Here is a 17,991-nt window from a genome sequence, read left to right on the forward strand (position 1 = left end):
ACAATAAATGATATAGATCATAATAGCATTTGCCAGCTGGATTACACCATACTCAATATTTTTACATTATACAAGCAAGACATTGGACAGGAGGAAATTATCCATCATGGTTTTAGATAAAAAAAGTAGCATGCTTGCGCTGCTGGCGCTTGCCGTTAGTGCCTTTGCTATTGGTACTACAGAGTTTATAAGCGTGGGGTTACTTCCGCTGATTGCGGAAGATATGAATATTTCAGTGACCACTGCAGGATTAACCGTTTCGATGTATGCACTCGGCGTTACCTTCGGTGCACCGATATTAACATCTTTAACTTCAAGGATGTCCAGAAAATCATTGCTGCTGTGGATTATGATCATTTTTATCATAGGAAACAGCGTGGCAGCCAGTGCATCATCCATTGGCATTCTGCTTGCTGCACGCGTACTCTCCGCCTTCTCCCATGGCGTATTTATGTCGATCGGTTCGATCATTGCAGCAAGCGTAGTACCAGAGAACCGGAGAGCATCTGCTATCTCCTTTATGTTCACGGGCCTTACGGTAGCTACGGTTACGGGTGTGCCGCTTGGAACATTTATCGGTCAGCAGTGGGGATGGAGACTAGCATTTGTCGCCATAATTGTGGTCGGTATTGTTGCATTTATCGCGAACTGTATACTTGTGCCTTCGGAATTGCCCAAAGGGGAGCGCACTTCATTCCGAGATCAGGTCAAGTTGGTGACGAATGGCAGACTGCTGCTTATGTTCCTGATCACCGCATTAGGTTATGGAGGGACCTTTGTTGTCTTCACTTATTTATCTCCATTGCTACAAGATATAACCGGCTTTAAGGAAACCACGGTGGCCGTTATTCTGCTTGTGTATGGGATTGCCATCGCTGTCGGTAATGTTATCGGCGGGAAGGCAGCCAACCGGAATCCGCTCAAAGCTCTGCTCTATATGTTTATTGCCCAAGCGCTGGTGCTGTTCATTCTTACGTTTACGGCACCATTTAAAGTGGCCGGTTTAATCACGATAATCCTAATGGGTTTTCTCGCTTTCATGAATGTGCCGGGATTGCAGGTATATGTCGTTATGCTGGCTGAGCGGTTTGTCCCGAGCGCCGTGGATATTGCTTCAGCGATCAATATTGCCGCGTTCAATGCCGGTATTGCCATCGGTGCTTTCCTTGGCGGCTTGATCACGAATTCGATGGGCATGATTCATACGGCATGGATCGGAGCATTGATGGTACTAGGTGCTGTCGTGCTCACGGGTTGGAGCTTGAAGCTGGAACGAAAGGATCAGCAGGAGCAGCAGAAACAGCAGGAGCAAGCAGCTTAAAACGTTATTTTATATGAAGGGAGGTGGTGTCTTAAGCGTTCGGTCGGGGCTATTGTTAGGGAATTAACATTTTTACAAAAAATTATCGGAGGTTTATCAACATGACAGCAAAACACTTACAAGATACAACCACTTTATATAATGGAGTCAATATGCCTTGGTTCGGACTTGGCGTATTCAAAGTAGAAGAAGGACCGGAATTGGTAAATGCCGTACGTACGGCAATCCAGCATGGGTATCGGAGCGTGGACACAGCCGCAATATACGGTAATGAAGAAGGTGTCGGGCAAGGAATCCGCGAGGGCTTGGCAACTGCAGGTTTAAATAGAGAAGATCTGTTTGTTACATCTAAAGTGTGGAACGCTGATCTGGGTTATGAATTGACATTGAAGGCTTACGAAGAAAGTCTCCAGAAGCTTGGTCTGGAATATTTGGATTTGTACCTCATACACTGGCCGGTTGAAGGGAAATATATCGAAGCATGGAAAGCGTTAGAGACGCTTTACAAGCAAGGACGCGTAAAAGCCATTGGCGTGAGTAATTTCCAGATCCATCACCTTGAACAGTTAATGAAGGAAACCGAAATCAAGCCGATGGTGAATCAGGTTGAATATCACCCGCGACTAACGCAAACAGAACTGCAGTCGTTCTGCCAGTCGAACGGAATTCAGCTTGAAGCCTGGTCACCCTTAATGCAGGGTCAACTGCTCGATCAAGAGGAGCTTCGGAACATTGCGGAGAAACATCATAAATCCATTGCCCAGATAATTCTGCGCTGGGATTTACAGAACGGCGTAGTGACGATTCCAAAATCAACCAAGGAACACCGAATTATGGAGAATGCAGCTATCTTTGATTTTGAATTGTCTGGTGAAGATATGCAGCGCATCAACAGCTTGAATCAGGATCACAGAGTGGGTCCAGATCCGGACAATTTTGATTTCTAAGAAATCCGCGTTTACGGCAACAATATAAATGTAATGAATATTATGGCTCTCCTTACTTCCAGTAGCACTACCGGAACAAGGAGAGCTCATTCCTACATAGATAGAAGGAGAGAGAATCATGAATCTAGATTTACAGGGCAAAGTCGCATTGGTAACAGGTTCAACGTCCGGCATCGGCAAAGCGATAGCGATGTCTCTTGCCGCCGAGGGAGCATCGGTTATTATTAATGGAAGACACGAGGATAAAGTGAAACAAACAATACATGACATTCACTCGAAGCATCCAGATGCCGAGTTGCGTTTTGTCGTAGCAGATCTTGGCACGGAGGAGGGTTGCCATCAGGTCAGGGAAGCTGCTCCGGTTGTTGATATTTTGGTTAACAATTTAGGGATCTTTGAGCCTGCTGAATTCTTCGATATATCGGATGCAGATTGGTTCAAGTTTTTTGAGACGAATATTATGAGCGGTGTTCGGTTAACACGGCACTATCTGAAAAACATGATCAATCGCAATGAAGGCAGAATCATCTTTATCGCGAGTGAAGCAGCCATTATGCCTTCGCAGGAGATGGCACATTACAGTGCAACCAAGACGATGCAGCTGTCTCTTTCCCGGAGCTTGGCTGAGCTGACAACAGGCACACGCGTAACGGTGAATACCGTCATGCCTGGATCAACCCTTACCGAAGGCGTTGAGACGATGCTGAATACCTTGTACCCGGATGAGAAGCTTACCATCGAAGAAGCCGAGCAGCGGTTTATGAAGGAAAACCGGCCGACGTCTATTATTCAGAGACTGATTCGACCGGAGGAGATTGCGGATTTTGTTACGTATCTGAGCAGCCCCAAGTCCTCGGCCATTAACGGTTCAGCACTCCGCATTGATGGGGGCTTGGTACGAAGCGTGTTCTAAGGGAAAAAGCAGCTTGAATAATTATTTATGAGCGGTATTTCTGCCTGAAAGATTTGCGTTTGAAGCCTGTGTAGCGAATGAAAATGGATAAAAGACAACGGAGAAATCAAATGATGCCAGGAAACATTGAGGGGAGAAGGAAGTCTGGATAGGCTGTCCGTTTGTCAGAGGACAACAACATATTTTCATTGGGACCACGTAAATACGTGGTTTTTCTTTTAAGGATATATGTTCTTGTCCAAATCCAAAGACAAGAACATATATCCTTTGCCGCGTACCCGTAAGTATAAAATTCCTCTCTAACAATAAGCTCACTTTTTATCCCTAGTAAAACTGGTAACTATCCTTTGCACGGTTTGGACCCTACTTAAGTAGGAGTCATACGTTGTTCTTCTGGTCATAGTTCCCCCCTCAGGCGCTTTACATCTTCTCTTGGTGGAAAACCAAACATACGGGAATATTCGCGACTGAATTGCGATGGACTTTCATAACCTACCTGGAAAGCGACATCAGCAGCATCTGTTGACTCCGACAATAACAGGCGCCGGGCTTCCTGGAGTCTCAGTTGTTTTTGGAACTGAATCGGGCTCATAGCGGTTACCTCTTTAAAGTGCCTGTGAAGTGAGGCAGCACTCATATTTGCTATTTCTGCAAGCTTTTCAATCCGAAAAGACCTGTCATAGTTATTCGTAATTTGGTCGATTACGTCTCTAATACGATTGGTAGAGCTTCCTTCTAATGCAATCTGTACCAGCACATTCCCATGCCGCCCTTGCAGAACCCTATAGAGAATTTCCTTCGTAAAAAGAGGAGCAAGTAACGGAATATCCTTCGGATTGTCTAACAAACGAGCTAATCTGATTACAGCATCTAGCATTGATAACTCTGTCGGGCTGACAAACATGGCTCGATTAGCATTCTCTTTCTTTCCAACTCGAATTTCAGAATCACGTAGAACTTCTAAGATTTGACTCGGTGTAAATACAAGATTGAGAGCCAAATACGGAACCTCTGAAGAAGCTTCCACAATTTGCGCCGTAACCGGCAGATCAACCGATGCAACAAGGTAATCGGCTGGACTGTACCTAAACCGCTCCTGTGACAGCCATACCTCCTTCGCACCTTGAACGATGATGCATATAGAAGGCTTGTAGACACTGTGCTTTGGACCGGTAATATTAGAGCGGCGAATAAAAAATAAAGATGGAATCGCAGTTGCGTTAACACCTTCCTGACTTGAATAACACTCTATGAGTTTAGCAAGCTCTTCTTGCTGTTTATACATTGGTTCAGACATAAGATCCTCCTTACCCTTTTAACTTGATAGTACCATTATAATGTTTATTCATCTGCGTGTAGATGGCTGTGAGAGGATTAGGCAATCATTTGCGACAAATTGGGTATCGGTTGCTTTTTCATTTGTTGCATAATTAGAGAACACGTTGACGTAAATGGTATCAGGGTTTCACACTTTGAAGTGAGGTGGAATTATGATGCAAATTCGTTTTCGGTTCTTTTATCTGGCTGTTTTTATAAATCTTGAATAAATCATAATGACCTGTCGTTAAGCGCGACCATTGCGAGCGCTGAGGAGGAAATAATTATGTATAATCGAATAAAAAACCTGTTTGCGATAAAAGGTTATGGTTTATTCGTCATTTGTACTGCTGGTTGGTGTGGGAATTTCTATTACGCAGCCATATCTATCCTTGTATGCCACTGAAGATTTGGGAATGAGTGCGGGAGCCTTTGGGGTGTTCATCGCAGTAAGTTCATTAAGCGGAGTAGTGGTCAACTCGCTAATTGTTAAGCGATCGGATAGCGGATTGGATCGAAAATGGTTGATTATTTTAGCAATGCTTTCATCTGCTCTAGGGTATGCTTCATATTTAGTTTTTGATAACTTCATTATTCTGTTGATTGTCATCACTATTTTTAATGGATACGGGGCTTCTGCCATGCCGCAAATCTACGCCTACGCACAGGAGTCGGCAATTGAAAGCCAAACGAGTGATAGGACTTTTGCGATGTCAACATTACGTTCTCTGGTATCACTGGGATTCCTGATAGGACCGTTAGTCGGTACACTCATTTTGGGATTACTTGGATACAGGGGGCTTTTTCTAGGGACATCCGCCATCTATCTTACAATTGCTTCACTTATATTCTTGTTTCTGCAAAAACGAAAAACTGTTCAAGGCAATGACAAAAAGAGAAAAAGCAAGGCCACCTCATCGCTTAAAAACAGGCAAATCATGCAGCCGCTTATCGCCTTTACCTTACTATTTGCGGTCAATGCTATTAATGGAATCAACACGCCGTTGTTTATAATAAATGAACTCCAAGGTACACATATGGATGTCGGTTTAGTCGTTAGTATTTCTGCTGGCTTGGAAATTCCCATAATGCTTACATTAGGTGCACTGGGCAGAAAAATATCAAACCATTCATTAATGATCATTGGATGTTTTGTGGCTCTTATCTATTACAGCATCTTAAGTATATCGACCGATTCCTGGCAACTTATCGCTGCGCAGCTTCTGCAGGCAACGTATGTAGCTATTGTCATGGGTAATGGACTAAGTTATTTCACGGATTTATTACCTGATTCACCAGGGCTATCCACCACGATCTATTACAATGGGTCCATCATTGGAAGACTAGTCGGAAATATGGGTGGCGGTATCATTGCCCAGTTTGTAGGATTTCGTCATGTTTATTGGGCCTGTCTCGCCATTGTGATTTTCTCGTTGTTTATCTTATGGAGAACAAAACCTCATAGGGAAAGCGAAGCAGCAACAGGGCACACTGGGTCCGTGTAGTATGTAATCCACACGACCATTTCAAGCTACTGCAAATTTAACTAGGATGGATTTTCTTCCAGACTTTGTACTGCATGAGGCTGTTTCCGTAAATGAGGAACGGATAGATCTTAGTGCAGTTTAATATGCAGCTTATATTGAGAGTGGACAACAACATATACACATAGGGACCGCGTAGATGCGCGGTTTTATTTGTTTAAGGATATCCGAATTACTCAATCAAACCAAGTGCAAACCGACCAGCGAATCCGACGATAGGTCTGCAAATATTTGACGGCAGCATCAGCAAGCTGATCTGTCGGAACAGTAAAGCAGGATAGTGGCAGGATACTTAACGACTCATTAGGGCACCAGAGCCATGCTCATTTATAATTTTTGATAGTGATTTAAGAGATTCTCTATTTTATCTTGGATAATTTGTTTTAATGAATCAGGCTTCACTGATATAACATAATTACCATATCTCATAAAATAGTTAGCTATAAACTCCTCTTCTCCTAGATTATAGAATCCCTTAATAACTGTTTTATTACCATTTTCTATTTTCATAGAAGGATAATGTTCTTTATAAAAAAGATCCTTTACTTGTTCTAAAATCTCTACTTCAAAGTCAATACTCTTCTCAGATTGATACATTTCTAATGAACGACTAACGAGTTCATCTATAGAAAAGTGAGATTTGATTTCCTCTTCTTCTATAAAGGTTATTCTATCGCATCTGAAAACTCTATATTGATTCGTATTTAACTCTATTCCTGTAGCATACCATTGACCAAACTTAGCGGAAATTTTGAAAAATTGAACATGGTAACTTTTTGTCTGATTATTTTTAACATATTGAATCTTACAGTTACTCTCATTAAGAATGCTTTTTAGAATTCCATCTAAAAAACGACTAACATTATTATGCTGATATATTTCAAACTGTAGGACTTTTTTCATTTTGTGAATCTGTTCTATTTGTTTTTTAGAAAGACAGTCTTCAAACTTTTCATTTAGTTTATTAACACTTAAATGAAATGGTGTTGATTGATAAGATTCTAACGTCAACATCGCAAAGTACAGAGCATACACTTCATCTATCGTAAAAATAATGGGGGATAACAATCTATTTTTTAAGATGCCATATCGTCCATGTCTGCCATGTTCCGCAAAAATAGGCATACCTAATTGTTCTAATGAACTAATATCACGTAGAGCTGTACTTTTTGAAATATTGTATTTATCCATTAGGTCATGTAAATTAAAGAACTCTCGACTATTTAAGTATCTTATCATGTCATTTAATCTTTCTGATTTATTCATAATTAAATCTCCTCATTAAAGGTGTCATACTTTGATACCTTTATCTATTATGATGAGTTCAAGGTCATATATCAAATTTATAAGATACATACCTAAAATCATTATATAAAAGGAGATTGATACCATGAGTGCAACACTAGAAGTAGCTATTTTCTTATCCATGAACGGAAAAGCACAAGAAGCTATACATTTTTACAAAAAGCATTTTAACGCAGAGGAATTGTTACTTGTTACCTATGAAGACATGGAAAAACGTGAAAGCTCATTGCAGCTTACTGATGAAAATAAGAATTATATTTCTCACTCTGTCTTATTAATCGGAAGAACAAAAGTAATGATAGCGGAATATACAATGAATATCAGCGAAGAATATACAGTTGGGAATAACACTTCATTATGTATTCAAAGTGCTGACTTAGAAGAAATTGAACATTTTTATAATAGCTTAATTACAGATGATAGAGTGAAAATCATTGTTCCTTTATCTAATAATGTGTTCAGCAAAGCATACGGTATTATAGAAGACCCGTTCGGTATTCAAATACAATTAATGTTTGACCATAGATTACAATAAAAAAATGTGCATTCCATACTTCAATTGGTATCGAATAAAACCTGGTTTATAATGTATGCAGGGAGTCACAAGAAGTAATTGGATGGGAGGTCGTAGAAATGGAAAAGACAAGATCCATACAAATGGTTACAGATTTTAAAGAGCTTCACTCAAATTTCTTTATTTTGCCCAATGCATGGGATGCGGCGAGTGCTAAAATTTTCGAGCAGTGTGGCTTCAAAGCGATAGGCACGACCAGTGCAGGCATCGCCGTCTCCCACGGATATTCGGACCGGAACATGCCGTTTGATACGATGCTGGCTGTAGTCCGTAAGATCGTTCAGGCCGTCAACATTCCGGTTACCGTGGATATAGAAGACGGCTATGGGGAGACCCCAGAGGAAGTCGCGGAGTCAGTTAGACAGGTGATCAAGGTAGGAGCGGTGGGGATCAACCTCGAAGACGCCACCATGGACCCGCAAGCGCCGTTGTATGATATTCAGGTTCAGCAAAAAAAAATAGCCGCCATCCGGCAGCTTGGGGATCGCATAGGTTTTCCTATTTTTATCAATGCCCGGACCGATCCATATTGGATCAAGCATGTGACTTCTTCCGGGAGGCTCGAAGAAACGGTAAAACGGGCACATGCCTACCAGGAAGCAGGGGCAGATTGTATTTTTGTCCCCGGAATCAGGGAAATTTCCGACATCCGGACACTCCGTAAAGAAATAAGCGGTCCGATAAATGTATTGGCTGGGCCTGAGCTGCCTCCCGCACATGAACTTGAGGCACTCGGGATCCAGCGAATCAGCACCGGCTCAGGACCTTTTCGTGCGACAGTATCGCTGCTACACCGCATCGGCCAAGAAATGTTGGAAAGGGGCACCTTTGAGCAAATGACCTCAAAAGTTCTTTCTTATGACGATTTATCACAGCTCTGACAGGCTTAACAGGGTTTTGGACAATCAACTCTCCTGTCGGTCGGACTCTGTGCTAAACTTGTACGTACGCATCAGGCATTAGCCTGCCTGATCCAGTTTATCTAATTTGGAGGCTAGTAAATGGCTGATGTGACCTTTTACCGTGACGAAGCGCTGCCTTTTCTGGAGGCGAAGCGATGCCATAAGAGTGATCTGGCGTATCAGAAGCATTTTCACGAGGAGTATTCCATCGGTTTAATCGATGAAGGCGAAACACAGGCATGGTGTGATGGCATCTTGTGGCGCGTTGAGGCGGGACGAATGATCAGCTTTCCACCGCTCATGTTCCACGCTTGTCAGCCTGCGGAAGATGCGCAATGGAAATACAAAATGCTGTTCATTAAACCGGAATGGCTCGCTCATCTTGAAATGCCCGATATCAACCAGCTTCATATTCCTTTCTTGCTCGAAAATGGGAAGAATGAAGCCTGTAGCAAGCTGCTTAATCGTATCATGGAGGCACTGACCCGGAGCGGTTCACCACTCGAAATCGAAACTGCGTTAATCGAACTGGTGCACAAGCTCGTAAACAAGCATGCGTCCGATCTGACACATGAGCCTTATGGCATACTGGAACCGAAGTACGTCAATCTGCTGAAGGAATATATCCATGCACATTATACCGATCGGATTACACTAGACACGCTTGAGCAGGAAGCCGGGATCAGCCGATATCATCTCATTCGCATGTTCAAGAAAAGCACACATGTACCGCCTCATGTGTATCAAAATCTACTGCGTATCAATCATGCTAAGAAAGAATTGAAAAATCGGCGGCCCATTGCCGAAATTGCTGTAGACACCGGCTTCTATGATCAGAGCCATTTTTCGAAAGCCTTTGCCAAAATCGTCGGGGCAACACCTCAAACTTATGCCATGTCCGTATAGATAGGCGCAATTTTTTACAATCCACTCCTCCTGTCCTATTGTACATTGGATTTTAAAGACAAGAGGAGGGACCACTTGATGGTGACAACGACTAATTTGGAAAAAAAATTTGCCGAGGCGATGAAATCCATAGCCCGCCGAGCTGATTTGAAGACTTATGTCGAGCAGACGCCGGCTATCTACCAGCTACTTCAGCGTGCGGCAGCAAAGTATGTGACGGGGGAGGAACGGCAGGATGGTCTTGAGGCAGGACGCCAGCTGGCTGATAAAGGGTACGCCATCTCGCTTGAATATATCGGCGAAAATACGACAGATATTCAAGCTTGCGAAGCGGCGGCACTGGAGCTGTCGCTGCTCATTCATGCTTTGGCAGAGCGTGGAATACCGGCTCGTATTTCGTTCGACCTTTCCCACATCGGCTTATCGCTAGACGGCGAGCTGGCATATAAGCAGCTGACAGTACTTGCCGCGCAAGCCCAGCAGGCCGGTATCGAGTTGTTTGTCAGCATGGAAGAATCAGCCAAGACCGACGCGATACTTTCGATCTGTGCAAGAGCGACAGCCGCATATGCGAACATCGGCATTACGCTACAGGCACAATTGAACCGGACGGCTCAGGACTTGAACGGCTTACAACCCATCCTTGGACGGATCCGCATCGTGAAAGGGGCGTACCAAGAGCCGGAGCAGCTCGCGATACCGCGTTCATCCGCCCTAAATGAGCGATATGTGCAGCTTGTGGAGCAGGCCATCCGCATAGGCCATCGTGTATCGATCGCCACCCATGATGAGTCTATCGTTGATGAGGTCATCAAGCGGGGATGGATCCATGAGCCGGGCGTTGAGTTCGAGCTGTTATACGGGATTCGACCTGATTTGAGCAGCCAATTGAAGAAGGCGGGGTATCCTGTTCGCATTTATTTAACGTATGGCCGTGAATGGTATTTGTATCTATGCCACCGGATCGCCGAATATCCGTCTAATCTATTCCAAGCGATTCTCGACATCACGGACGCCGGAAAGGTTGATCCCGTGCTGGATTATGAATAAGAGTCTGAGCCGCTGGGTCTTATCAAGAATCATGCATTGAAAATGCAGTTCTGCGAAAGTGAGTTACTAACTAATTCAAAAGGATATTACATTAAATGAATTTAACCCTTACTGATGTAGATAAGAATAACTATGAAGATGTTTGTGACCTAACTGTAGCTGATAACCAGCATGAATATGTAGCAGACAATACGTGGTCACTCGTTGAGTCAAAATTTAACCCCTCATATCAAACACGTGCAATTTGTTTAGAAGGCAAGCCTGTCGGATTTTTCATGTGGGTGCCTGAGACAAAACGAAGAATATCGATTTGGCGATTTATGGTGGATCAGAACTATCAAAACAAAGGTATCGGGCGCAAAGCTTTGCTGCTGGCCATTGATGAAATTAAGCGGACAGATGGATTAGAAGAGATCGAGATCTGTTACAACCCAAATAATCCTGTAGCGAAAGACTTTTACGCCAGCTTTGGTTTCGTTGAAGTCGGTATGGACGAAGACGGTGAAGATATGTTAGCAATTATTAAAATTTAACTAATTTTTGAGTAAAAGTGAGCTTCAAATTGGAAATGTACTCGTGAAGACTAAAAAAAGCAGCTCGTTCCTCATCCGAGGGCGGGCTGCTTTTGCTCTGCTAGCTTCACCATTCGTTTCACATTTACAACAAACGCGGTGAGGTACGCCTGTATTTGCATGCGAAATAGACCTCGGTATTTGGCTATTGCCATCCCGTGGAACCTCTTCATCTCTGCGTTCTTGTGTTCTATGATTGGTCTCCGCTTAATCCGCTCTTTAGACGTATCACTAAGCTCAAACTCGATCTGTTCCTTGAAATGCTCTGCAATGATACGAATCGAGTATGTCTTGCTCTTTGCTCCTGGTTTGTAACACCCTTCGCTTAGCGGACAGGTCTTACACTTCTCAACATCAAAATAAAACACAAGGGAGCGGCTGTTTCCGCTTTGCTTACTTCCTTGCATCGCTTTCCGAGTGCTGTGCTGTCCGGCAGGGCATATCACAAAATCCGCATCTTTGTTGTATTCAAATCCTTCTTGCCGTTCTCCTCCATGATGGACAACAGGGTTTAGTGGAACGACAGGCTGAATTGTTTCTTTTTTCATCTCTGCAAGATTATCTTTGCCAGAGTAGGCGGTATCTGCAATAATTTCCGTTACGGTCATGCCATTTGCTTGAGTTTTCGACAACAGGGAGGGCAGTTGTTTTCCATCATCGCTGCTGCCGGGCGTGACTTCAACCGCTCATCTTCTACGATTTGTCTAGCAATTTGAAGCTTGTCACTAATGGCCCCTTCATGATCGGGCAGCAGTTCCTCCACGGATTCACCTAACTTAGCCAAGTAATGAAGCATAACCTTCTCTGCATCCTCTTGTTCGTTTTTTACACGAGGCATGGAAGGTAGCCTCTTCTCCAGCTTCGGATGTCGTTTGACAACCGTTCGCATAAGACGTTTAGCTGCATCCCGTAACACGTCCAAAGGTCGCTGCTTTTGACTACTTGCTTGGGTATGAGTAGCATCCAGAATAATGGTTTTACTCTTAATGAGTTCTTTCTCCACACATTGAACTCACCACTTGTTTCAACATGACTTGCACCAAGACGATGATTCCGAAAGCGCGACAATTGCGAGGCATCTGGCAAGGAATCTTCTGGATTAACGCCAAGAAACCATTTGTACGCTAAATTCACCCGCGCTTCCTGAACAACTCGTTCATCCGAAAGATTGTAAAGGATCTGCAAAAAGAGCAGACGAAAAAGCAGCTCAGGCTCATTAGCCGGTCTGCCGTATTATTTGCAATAGCTGTTTTCGACCAACTCATGAATGAAGCTGAAGTCTACAATGCGATGAATCTTTTGCAACAAGTGATCTTCAGGAACAAGATTATATAATTCCGCTTGGAATGATGCAGTTAATTGTCTACCGGCATGCAACAACAGGCTCATCTCACTTTTACTTTTCTTCCATTATACAACAAACCCAGTACCGACAAGGTACCGGGCTCCATTTTACAGATACTGTATTCGTTTTGCAAGGCTCTCCTTACTTGGGCTTTTTTTTGTCAGAATATGTCCAGTAAAGCCCCGATTTACATAGTTAGACAAGAAACAAACTCGTTTATTAGCTAGAAAAGAAGATAATCGTCGGATTTTAGTCTATTATCCCGATAAATATAGTTGTAATAATAGAAGGAAAATTGTAGGAAATATAGAAGTTACTATAAAACACAACTTTGTTAGCGCATACAATATATTTTTTGAAGGAGATGAGAGTGCTTGAAGAGGAGAGTTGTTGGTAGTTTACTGAGCTTCTTATTAGCCTTCACGCTAATATTGCCAGCAGTAGGAGCGCAGGAAGGCATTTCGCCTGAGACAGGCGGAGCCCAGAAGATCATTTCGAAGTTAGATCCGAAGGCCATATCGCTTGATGTGAGCAGCTTGGATCAGAACGTAACGCTGGAGAAGCCGTCGAAGACGGACACATCGAAATCAGCGAAGCGGCAGGCCAATGGATTGCAAATTGAGAAGATAGACACCCTCGACAAGGCAGCGATTCAACCACAGAACTATGTTCCCCTCTCAGATAGTACGGAGCGCATTTCCGTTATCGTAGAATTGCAAACCGAACCGGTGAAGGTTTTTGAAGCGAGTCAGAAGAACTTACGGATCGGTACGTCAGCCATATCTCACAAATTACAGGTAAAGACAGAGCAGGACAATTTCAAGAAATCAGCGAATAAACGACTAAATGTAGACATTGATCGTGAGTATTCCGAAGTATTCAATGGATTCTCGCTGGAGATTGCTGCGGATCAAGTCGAAGATTTGCTGAAAATTCCTGGTGTTAAAGCGATTTATCCGAATAACACAGTATACGCCTTGGAGGAGTCGGGGGGAGGTTCCGCCACTGTTCCTGAAGGAAGTGTGCCGTTTATCGGTAGTGAAGCTTTCTGGAACCAAGGTGTTAAAGGCGCCGGAATCAAGGTCGGGGTCATCGATACCGGTATTGCCCACGATCATCCTGATCTTGTCGGTACAGTAGACCCTAACAATCTTGGGTATGACTTCGTTAATAATGATAATGATCCGTATGAGACGACAAGAAAAGATTATGATGATGCACATTCGTTAGATCCAAGTCTACCTGAAACGCATCCAGTAACGGGTAGACCATACTGGACTTCACACGGCAGCCATGTCTCTGGGGTTATTGCTGGTCGTGGAGTAGGCAAGGATGGACAACTAGGGATTACAGGCGTAGTCCCAGAAGCTGAAATCCATGCTTACAAGGTCCTTGGACCTTATGGAAGCGGTTCGACGGATAATGTAATCGCGGGTATTGAACGTGCTGTAGTGGATGGAATGGATGTCATTAATCTATCGCTCGGTTCGGAAACCAATAATGAGAGATCCGCTGATGCAGTAGCCGTGAACAATGCGATGGCTGCACGTGTTATCACTGTCGTATCGAATGGCAACAGCGGTCCGGCTGATGCTACAGTAACCGATCCGGGTACGGCCGAACTAGTGATTTCCGTAGGCGCATCGAAGCCTCCGTTAGTGACTCCGATCCTGAAGATCGTTGGCTCAGATGGAGAATTCAAGGTGGATTCCTTTGATAAATCCCAAGGTATTGAGAATCTTACAGGTTCATATCAGCTTGTTGATGTGGGCTTGGGTAAGCCTGAGGATTATACTGGAAAAGACTTAAGCGGAAAAATTGCATTTATCAAACGTGGTGAATTGTCTTTCACCGATAAAGCACTGAATGCAATTAATGCAGGGGCCGCCGCAGCAGTTGTATACAACAATGCGCCAGAAGCTCTAGAGAGCGGTACTTTAGGCGATATCAATATTACAATTCCGGTATATGCTCTTTCGGGCACATATGGCAATCAGATAAAGGCCAAACTTGATGCGGATCCGAGTTTACAAGTTAATTTCACGACAACCATTGAAAAGGATATTATCGCAGGTTTTAGTTCACGCGGTCCATCCAAACCTTCCTATGCGGTTAAGCCGGACATCTCTGCACCAGGCATTGGCATTCGCTCCAGTGTGACCGAATATGAAGGATGGTATGAAGCACAGAATGGTACAAGCATGGCAGCTCCACATATTGCCGGGGCAGCAGCGTTACTGAAAGCGAAATACCCTAATTTGGATCAGTATGATATTAAGTCACTGCTCATGAACAATGCTGTTAAACTCTCCGACCGCAACAATGAACGATACTCTCATATGGATCAAGGCGCCGGAAGAGTTGATCTGAATAACGTGTTGAATGCGAAAGCAGTTGCTGGGGTAGAGGCGAAGACAACTGCCGTTAAGGATGGGGTAGAAGTTCTCTATCATACAGGTAGCCTCTCCTACGGTTACATTAATTATGGCGAGAGTGCCGATCGTAAGGTGGTAGTTAAGGATATTGCCAATGCGGCTTCGTCCTACTCGATTAGCACTCAGTGGTATGGATCTTCTCCAGTTACATTAACAACATCGAAAGATGTAGTTGATGTATCTGCAGGCGGCGAGGAGTCCTTTACAGTTACAGCTACCGTTCCGGCTAATACAGCGGATCAGCGTTATGAAGGTGAACTGATCCTGACAGAAGCAGGCGGCCATGTTATTAAACTGCCGATTGCTGTATATGTAGGTGAAGCTCCGGTAGATGAAGTTGTTACTAATTTGGAGCTGAATCCGAATATATTCTCGCCAAATGGCGATACGCTTTATGATACAAGCAATATAAGATTTACGATTACCGAGTTTACTGAATATTTCTCGCTAGATGTATTTTCTGTAGAAGGCAAATGGTTGGGTACTATTGTTGAAACCGACCAAGATGGAATCGATCCTGGAACTTATAATATCAAAAATTGGGACGGATCTTTCAATGCGCCATCGGGTCAATTAGTGAATCCGTCGGATGATTTGTATTTATTAGTACCACTCGCAGGCAGCTTATTGGATGATCCTGTTCCTGTCGAGTCTCAAGTTACTCCTTTTATCATCGATACGGAAGCTCCTGTATCCAAGCTGGACGATCCGGGTATTGTCGTTGATAAAGGCAATCTGACTGCAACGATTTCAGGCCAAATTACGGATGATTTGTTAATCCAACTCAAGGATATCATTGGTCTTGAAATAAATGATGTGGTTGGGGTTGCTGCCTGGTACGATGATGGCAATAAAGAGCAAGTAGTTGATGGGGAAGTCGATAACTCGGGGCATTTTACGATTCAGGTACCGATTTCTGTAGGAGACAATTCCTTTGAGGTTTATGTATACGATATTGCAGGCAACGGGTTGATTGATCCGGCCCATATCGTGGATTATAAACTGACTAACATGGTAGCTCCGGCAATTAGTCCGGTTCAGGTTCAGCCGAATGAACCATTCTCATTAAATGTTGCATTCGACGTAACCGATGCCGTCTATTCGGCTAAATTTGATCTGTTATACATCAATACATTTACAGATGTGGAAGTTACACCGAGTACCGAGCTGGCAGAGCATCAGGCTAAACTTAATCCGGATGCTTCGCTAACTGTTACAAATGCAGTGTATGAATATGATCCTGAATTAAGCAGACATGAATTTTCGATCAGTTTGAATGATGTTGATGGATATAGAGGAACAGGCTCGTTAGCTTCATTCGGTTTTGCCGGAGCGCCTGCAGGACAGTATTCGTTCAAAATAGCGAACCTGGAACTGCTAGATCGGGACGGTAAAGAAATTCCGGTTGAGGTGAGCGATACAATTGAGCTGACAGTTAAGCCAGTTCAACAGGCGGAATTGTCTGTATCACCGCAATCTCTATCCATCAAGGCAGGTACTACGGGTAATGTATCGGTCTCTTATAAAGCGCCGGACGGTTCGGTTACCGACGTAACTGAGAAGGCAGCGTATACAGTAAGCAACGCTGAGATCGCGACTGTGCAGAAAGGTATTGTGTCAGGCAAGAAGAAAGGCAGCACAGACATTGAAGTTACGTATGAAGGTCTGAAGGCGACTGTTGCTGTTACCGTAACCGAATCAAGTACGGGTGGAAACCCTGGCGGTGGAGACGGCACCGGTGGCGGCAGCGGCGGCGGTGGAACAGCAACTGCTCCAACAACACCAACCACCCCTCCAGCAAAAGGTACTGTCAAGGAAGCTATCAAGGCTGGAGAGCCGACGGTTCTGAAGCTTGAAGGCGGTCTGACAGTAACGATTCCGGCGGGGGCGATCACCTCGCCAGAGGCCGCATTTGTGCAAGGAAGTGTTGCTTCTAAGGAAGATACAGAGGCTTTATTGAAGGGTCTGCAATTAGGCTCAACAATTAAAGCATTTGGTGTATATTATGACTTTGCAGTTCTTGATAAAGCTGGAAAGATAATCGAAAATATCTCTTTCAGCAAGCCGGTAGAAGTTTCAATACCGCTGGAGACACTCCAGATCGGCGACTTCAACGGTGAGAAGATCAATCTGTTCAAGATTGGGGATAAAGGAGAACTGAGCGGACGTACTGCCCGCCTGGTTGACGGCAAAGTCGTCGCCCATCTGAACGGCTTCAGCCGCTATATGTTCATGGCTAAGAACATCGCCTTCACCGACGTTATAAAGACGAATTATCCATGGGCTGTTAATGAAATTGAAGTGCTCGCTTCCAAGGATATCGTTACGGGAACGAGTGCGGATAAGTACACGCCTGGCAAGCAAGTGACGCGCGCTGAATTCGTCTCCTTATTAGTAAGGACGCTGGAGCTTGGCAAGAGTGAGAACAGCGAAACGGAGTTCAGCGATGTTCAGTCCGGAAGCTGGTATTATGACGCGGTTCAGGCTGCAGTATCTGCCGGATGGATCAATGGTTATGCGGATCATACCTTTGCTCCGGATCAGAGCATTACTCGCGCCGAAATGGCAGTGATTCTGTCCAGAGTGCTGAAGCACTTGGAAGTGACTGAGGGTGCGGAAGCAACCCTTCCGGGCTATGCTGACCAAGCACAGATCAAGGATTGGGCCAAGGATGCAGTTGCCCAGGTTGCTGCGCTTGGCATTATGCAAGGTAGAGGCGAGACCCGCTTCGCCGCACAGGAGAATACAACCCGTGCCGAAGCAGCCGTAGTGGTATATCGTATTTTCAAAGGATACACGAAATAAATCGTGCAAAAACAAAGGAACTGCCAAGGGCGCAAGCACTCGGCAGTTCCTTTTC

At 44.2% G+C, this 17,991-nt stretch carries 12 protein-coding genes and 1 pseudogene; 10 read left to right on the forward strand and 3 right to left on the reverse strand.

Going from position 1 to position 17,991, the window contains the following annotated elements; genetic code table 11:
• Positions 1 to 106 precede the first annotated feature (106 nt).
• The 3 genes from B9N86_RS13545 to B9N86_RS13555 all read left to right on the forward strand — a co-directional run bounded on the left by B9N86_RS13545 (position 107) and on the right by B9N86_RS13555 (position 3,181).
• Positions 107 to 1,321 carry an MFS transporter gene (locus B9N86_RS13545; protein WP_208919744.1) on the forward strand — a complete coding sequence of 405 codons (1,215 nt, stop codon included), beginning with the start codon at positions 107 to 109 and terminating at the stop codon, positions 1,319 to 1,321.
• Between the two features lie 101 nt (positions 1,322 to 1,422).
• Positions 1,423 to 2,268 (forward strand): aldo/keto reductase, encoded by an 846-nt coding sequence (locus B9N86_RS13550; protein WP_208919745.1) that lies wholly within the window; start codon positions 1,423 to 1,425, stop codon positions 2,266 to 2,268.
• A 118-nt stretch (positions 2,269 to 2,386) separates the two neighbouring features.
• Positions 2,387 to 3,181 carry an SDR family NAD(P)-dependent oxidoreductase gene (locus tag B9N86_RS13555; RefSeq protein WP_208919746.1) on the forward strand — a complete coding sequence of 265 codons (795 nt, stop codon included), beginning with the start codon at positions 2,387 to 2,389 and terminating at the stop codon, positions 3,179 to 3,181.
• A 397-nt stretch (positions 3,182 to 3,578) separates the two neighbouring features.
• Here B9N86_RS13555 and B9N86_RS13560 read toward each other — a convergent pair whose 3' ends face one another.
• The gene (locus B9N86_RS13560; protein WP_208919747.1) at positions 3,579 to 4,478 is read right to left on the reverse strand and encodes an AraC family transcriptional regulator; all 900 of its coding nucleotides are present in this window, start codon (positions 4,476 to 4,478) and stop codon (positions 3,579 to 3,581) included.
• Positions 4,479 to 4,824: 346 nt separating this feature from the next.
• Here B9N86_RS13560 and B9N86_RS13565 point away from each other — a divergent pair, with 346 nt between their 5' ends.
• The gene (locus tag B9N86_RS13565) at positions 4,825 to 6,003 is read left to right on the forward strand and encodes a sugar efflux transporter (RefSeq protein WP_244563076.1); all 1,179 of its coding nucleotides are present in this window, start codon (positions 4,825 to 4,827) and stop codon (positions 6,001 to 6,003) included.
• 366 nt (positions 6,004 to 6,369) lie between these two features.
• On the opposite strand, the gene B9N86_RS13570 is transcribed toward B9N86_RS13565, so the two are convergent.
• A complete protein-coding gene (locus B9N86_RS13570) occupies positions 6,370 to 7,308 on the reverse strand; it encodes a helix-turn-helix transcriptional regulator (RefSeq protein ID WP_208919748.1) in 939 nt (312 codons plus the stop codon).
• A 124-nt stretch (positions 7,309 to 7,432) separates the two neighbouring features.
• On the opposite strand from B9N86_RS13570, the gene B9N86_RS13575 reads away from it, so the two are divergent.
• From B9N86_RS13575 to B9N86_RS13595, 5 genes are all read left to right on the forward strand, one after another.
• Positions 7,433 to 7,882, forward strand: coding sequence for a VOC family protein (locus B9N86_RS13575; RefSeq protein ID WP_208919749.1), 450 nt, complete (start codon positions 7,433 to 7,435; stop codon positions 7,880 to 7,882).
• 98 nt (positions 7,883 to 7,980) lie between these two features.
• Positions 7,981 to 8,802, forward strand: a complete 822-nt coding sequence (locus tag B9N86_RS13580; RefSeq protein WP_208919750.1) for an isocitrate lyase/PEP mutase family protein — start codon at positions 7,981 to 7,983, stop codon at positions 8,800 to 8,802.
• Between the two features lie 120 nt (positions 8,803 to 8,922).
• Positions 8,923 to 9,729, forward strand: a complete 807-nt coding sequence (locus B9N86_RS13585; RefSeq protein ID WP_208919751.1) for an AraC family transcriptional regulator — start codon at positions 8,923 to 8,925, stop codon at positions 9,727 to 9,729.
• A 78-nt stretch (positions 9,730 to 9,807) separates the two neighbouring features.
• On the forward strand, positions 9,808 to 10,779 hold the full coding sequence (locus B9N86_RS13590; RefSeq protein WP_208919752.1) for a proline dehydrogenase family protein: 972 nt from the start codon (positions 9,808 to 9,810) through the stop codon (positions 10,777 to 10,779).
• Positions 10,780 to 10,874: 95 nt separating this feature from the next.
• A complete protein-coding gene (locus tag B9N86_RS13595; RefSeq protein WP_208919753.1) occupies positions 10,875 to 11,312 on the forward strand; it encodes a GNAT family N-acetyltransferase in 438 nt (145 codons plus the stop codon).
• Positions 11,313 to 11,383: 71 nt separating this feature from the next.
• On the opposite strand, the pseudogene B9N86_RS13600 reads toward B9N86_RS13595, so the two are convergent.
• Positions 11,384 to 12,731, reverse strand: a pseudogene (locus tag B9N86_RS13600) (transposase).
• A 339-nt stretch (positions 12,732 to 13,070) separates the two neighbouring features.
• Between B9N86_RS13600 and B9N86_RS13605 the strand changes: the two are divergent.
• On the forward strand, positions 13,071 to 17,936 hold the full coding sequence (locus B9N86_RS13605) for a S8 family serine peptidase (RefSeq protein WP_208919754.1): 4,866 nt from the start codon (positions 13,071 to 13,073) through the stop codon (positions 17,934 to 17,936).
• Positions 17,937 to 17,991 lie beyond the last annotated feature (55 nt).

The organism is Paenibacillus uliginis N3/975, assembly GCF_900177425.1.
In the GTDB taxonomy this organism is placed as follows: Bacteria; Bacillota; Bacilli; order Paenibacillales; family Paenibacillaceae; genus Paenibacillus_AQ; species Paenibacillus_AQ uliginis.

Coding starts and splice junctions, on each gene's coding strand:
- B9N86_RS13545 (WP_208919744.1), top strand. CDS start 107: ATGGTTTTAGATAAAAAAAGTAGCATGCTTGCGCTGCTGGCGCTTGCC.
- B9N86_RS13550 (WP_208919745.1), top strand. CDS start 1,423: ATGACAGCAAAACACTTACAAGATACAACCACTTTATATAATGGAGTC.
- B9N86_RS13555 (WP_208919746.1), top strand. CDS start 2,387: ATGAATCTAGATTTACAGGGCAAAGTCGCATTGGTAACAGGTTCAACG.
- B9N86_RS13560 (WP_208919747.1), bottom strand. CDS start 4,478: ATGTCTGAACCAATGTATAAACAGCAAGAAGAGCTTGCTAAACTCATA.
- B9N86_RS13565 (WP_244563076.1), top strand. CDS start 4,825: ATGGTTTATTCGTCATTTGTACTGCTGGTTGGTGTGGGAATTTCTATT.
- B9N86_RS13570 (WP_208919748.1), bottom strand. CDS start 7,308: ATGAATAAATCAGAAAGATTAAATGACATGATAAGATACTTAAATAGT.
- B9N86_RS13575 (WP_208919749.1), top strand. CDS start 7,433: ATGAGTGCAACACTAGAAGTAGCTATTTTCTTATCCATGAACGGAAAA.
- B9N86_RS13580 (WP_208919750.1), top strand. CDS start 7,981: ATGGAAAAGACAAGATCCATACAAATGGTTACAGATTTTAAAGAGCTT.
- B9N86_RS13585 (WP_208919751.1), top strand. CDS start 8,923: ATGGCTGATGTGACCTTTTACCGTGACGAAGCGCTGCCTTTTCTGGAG.
- B9N86_RS13590 (WP_208919752.1), top strand. CDS start 9,808: ATGGTGACAACGACTAATTTGGAAAAAAAATTTGCCGAGGCGATGAAA.
- B9N86_RS13595 (WP_208919753.1), top strand. CDS start 10,875: ATGAATTTAACCCTTACTGATGTAGATAAGAATAACTATGAAGATGTT.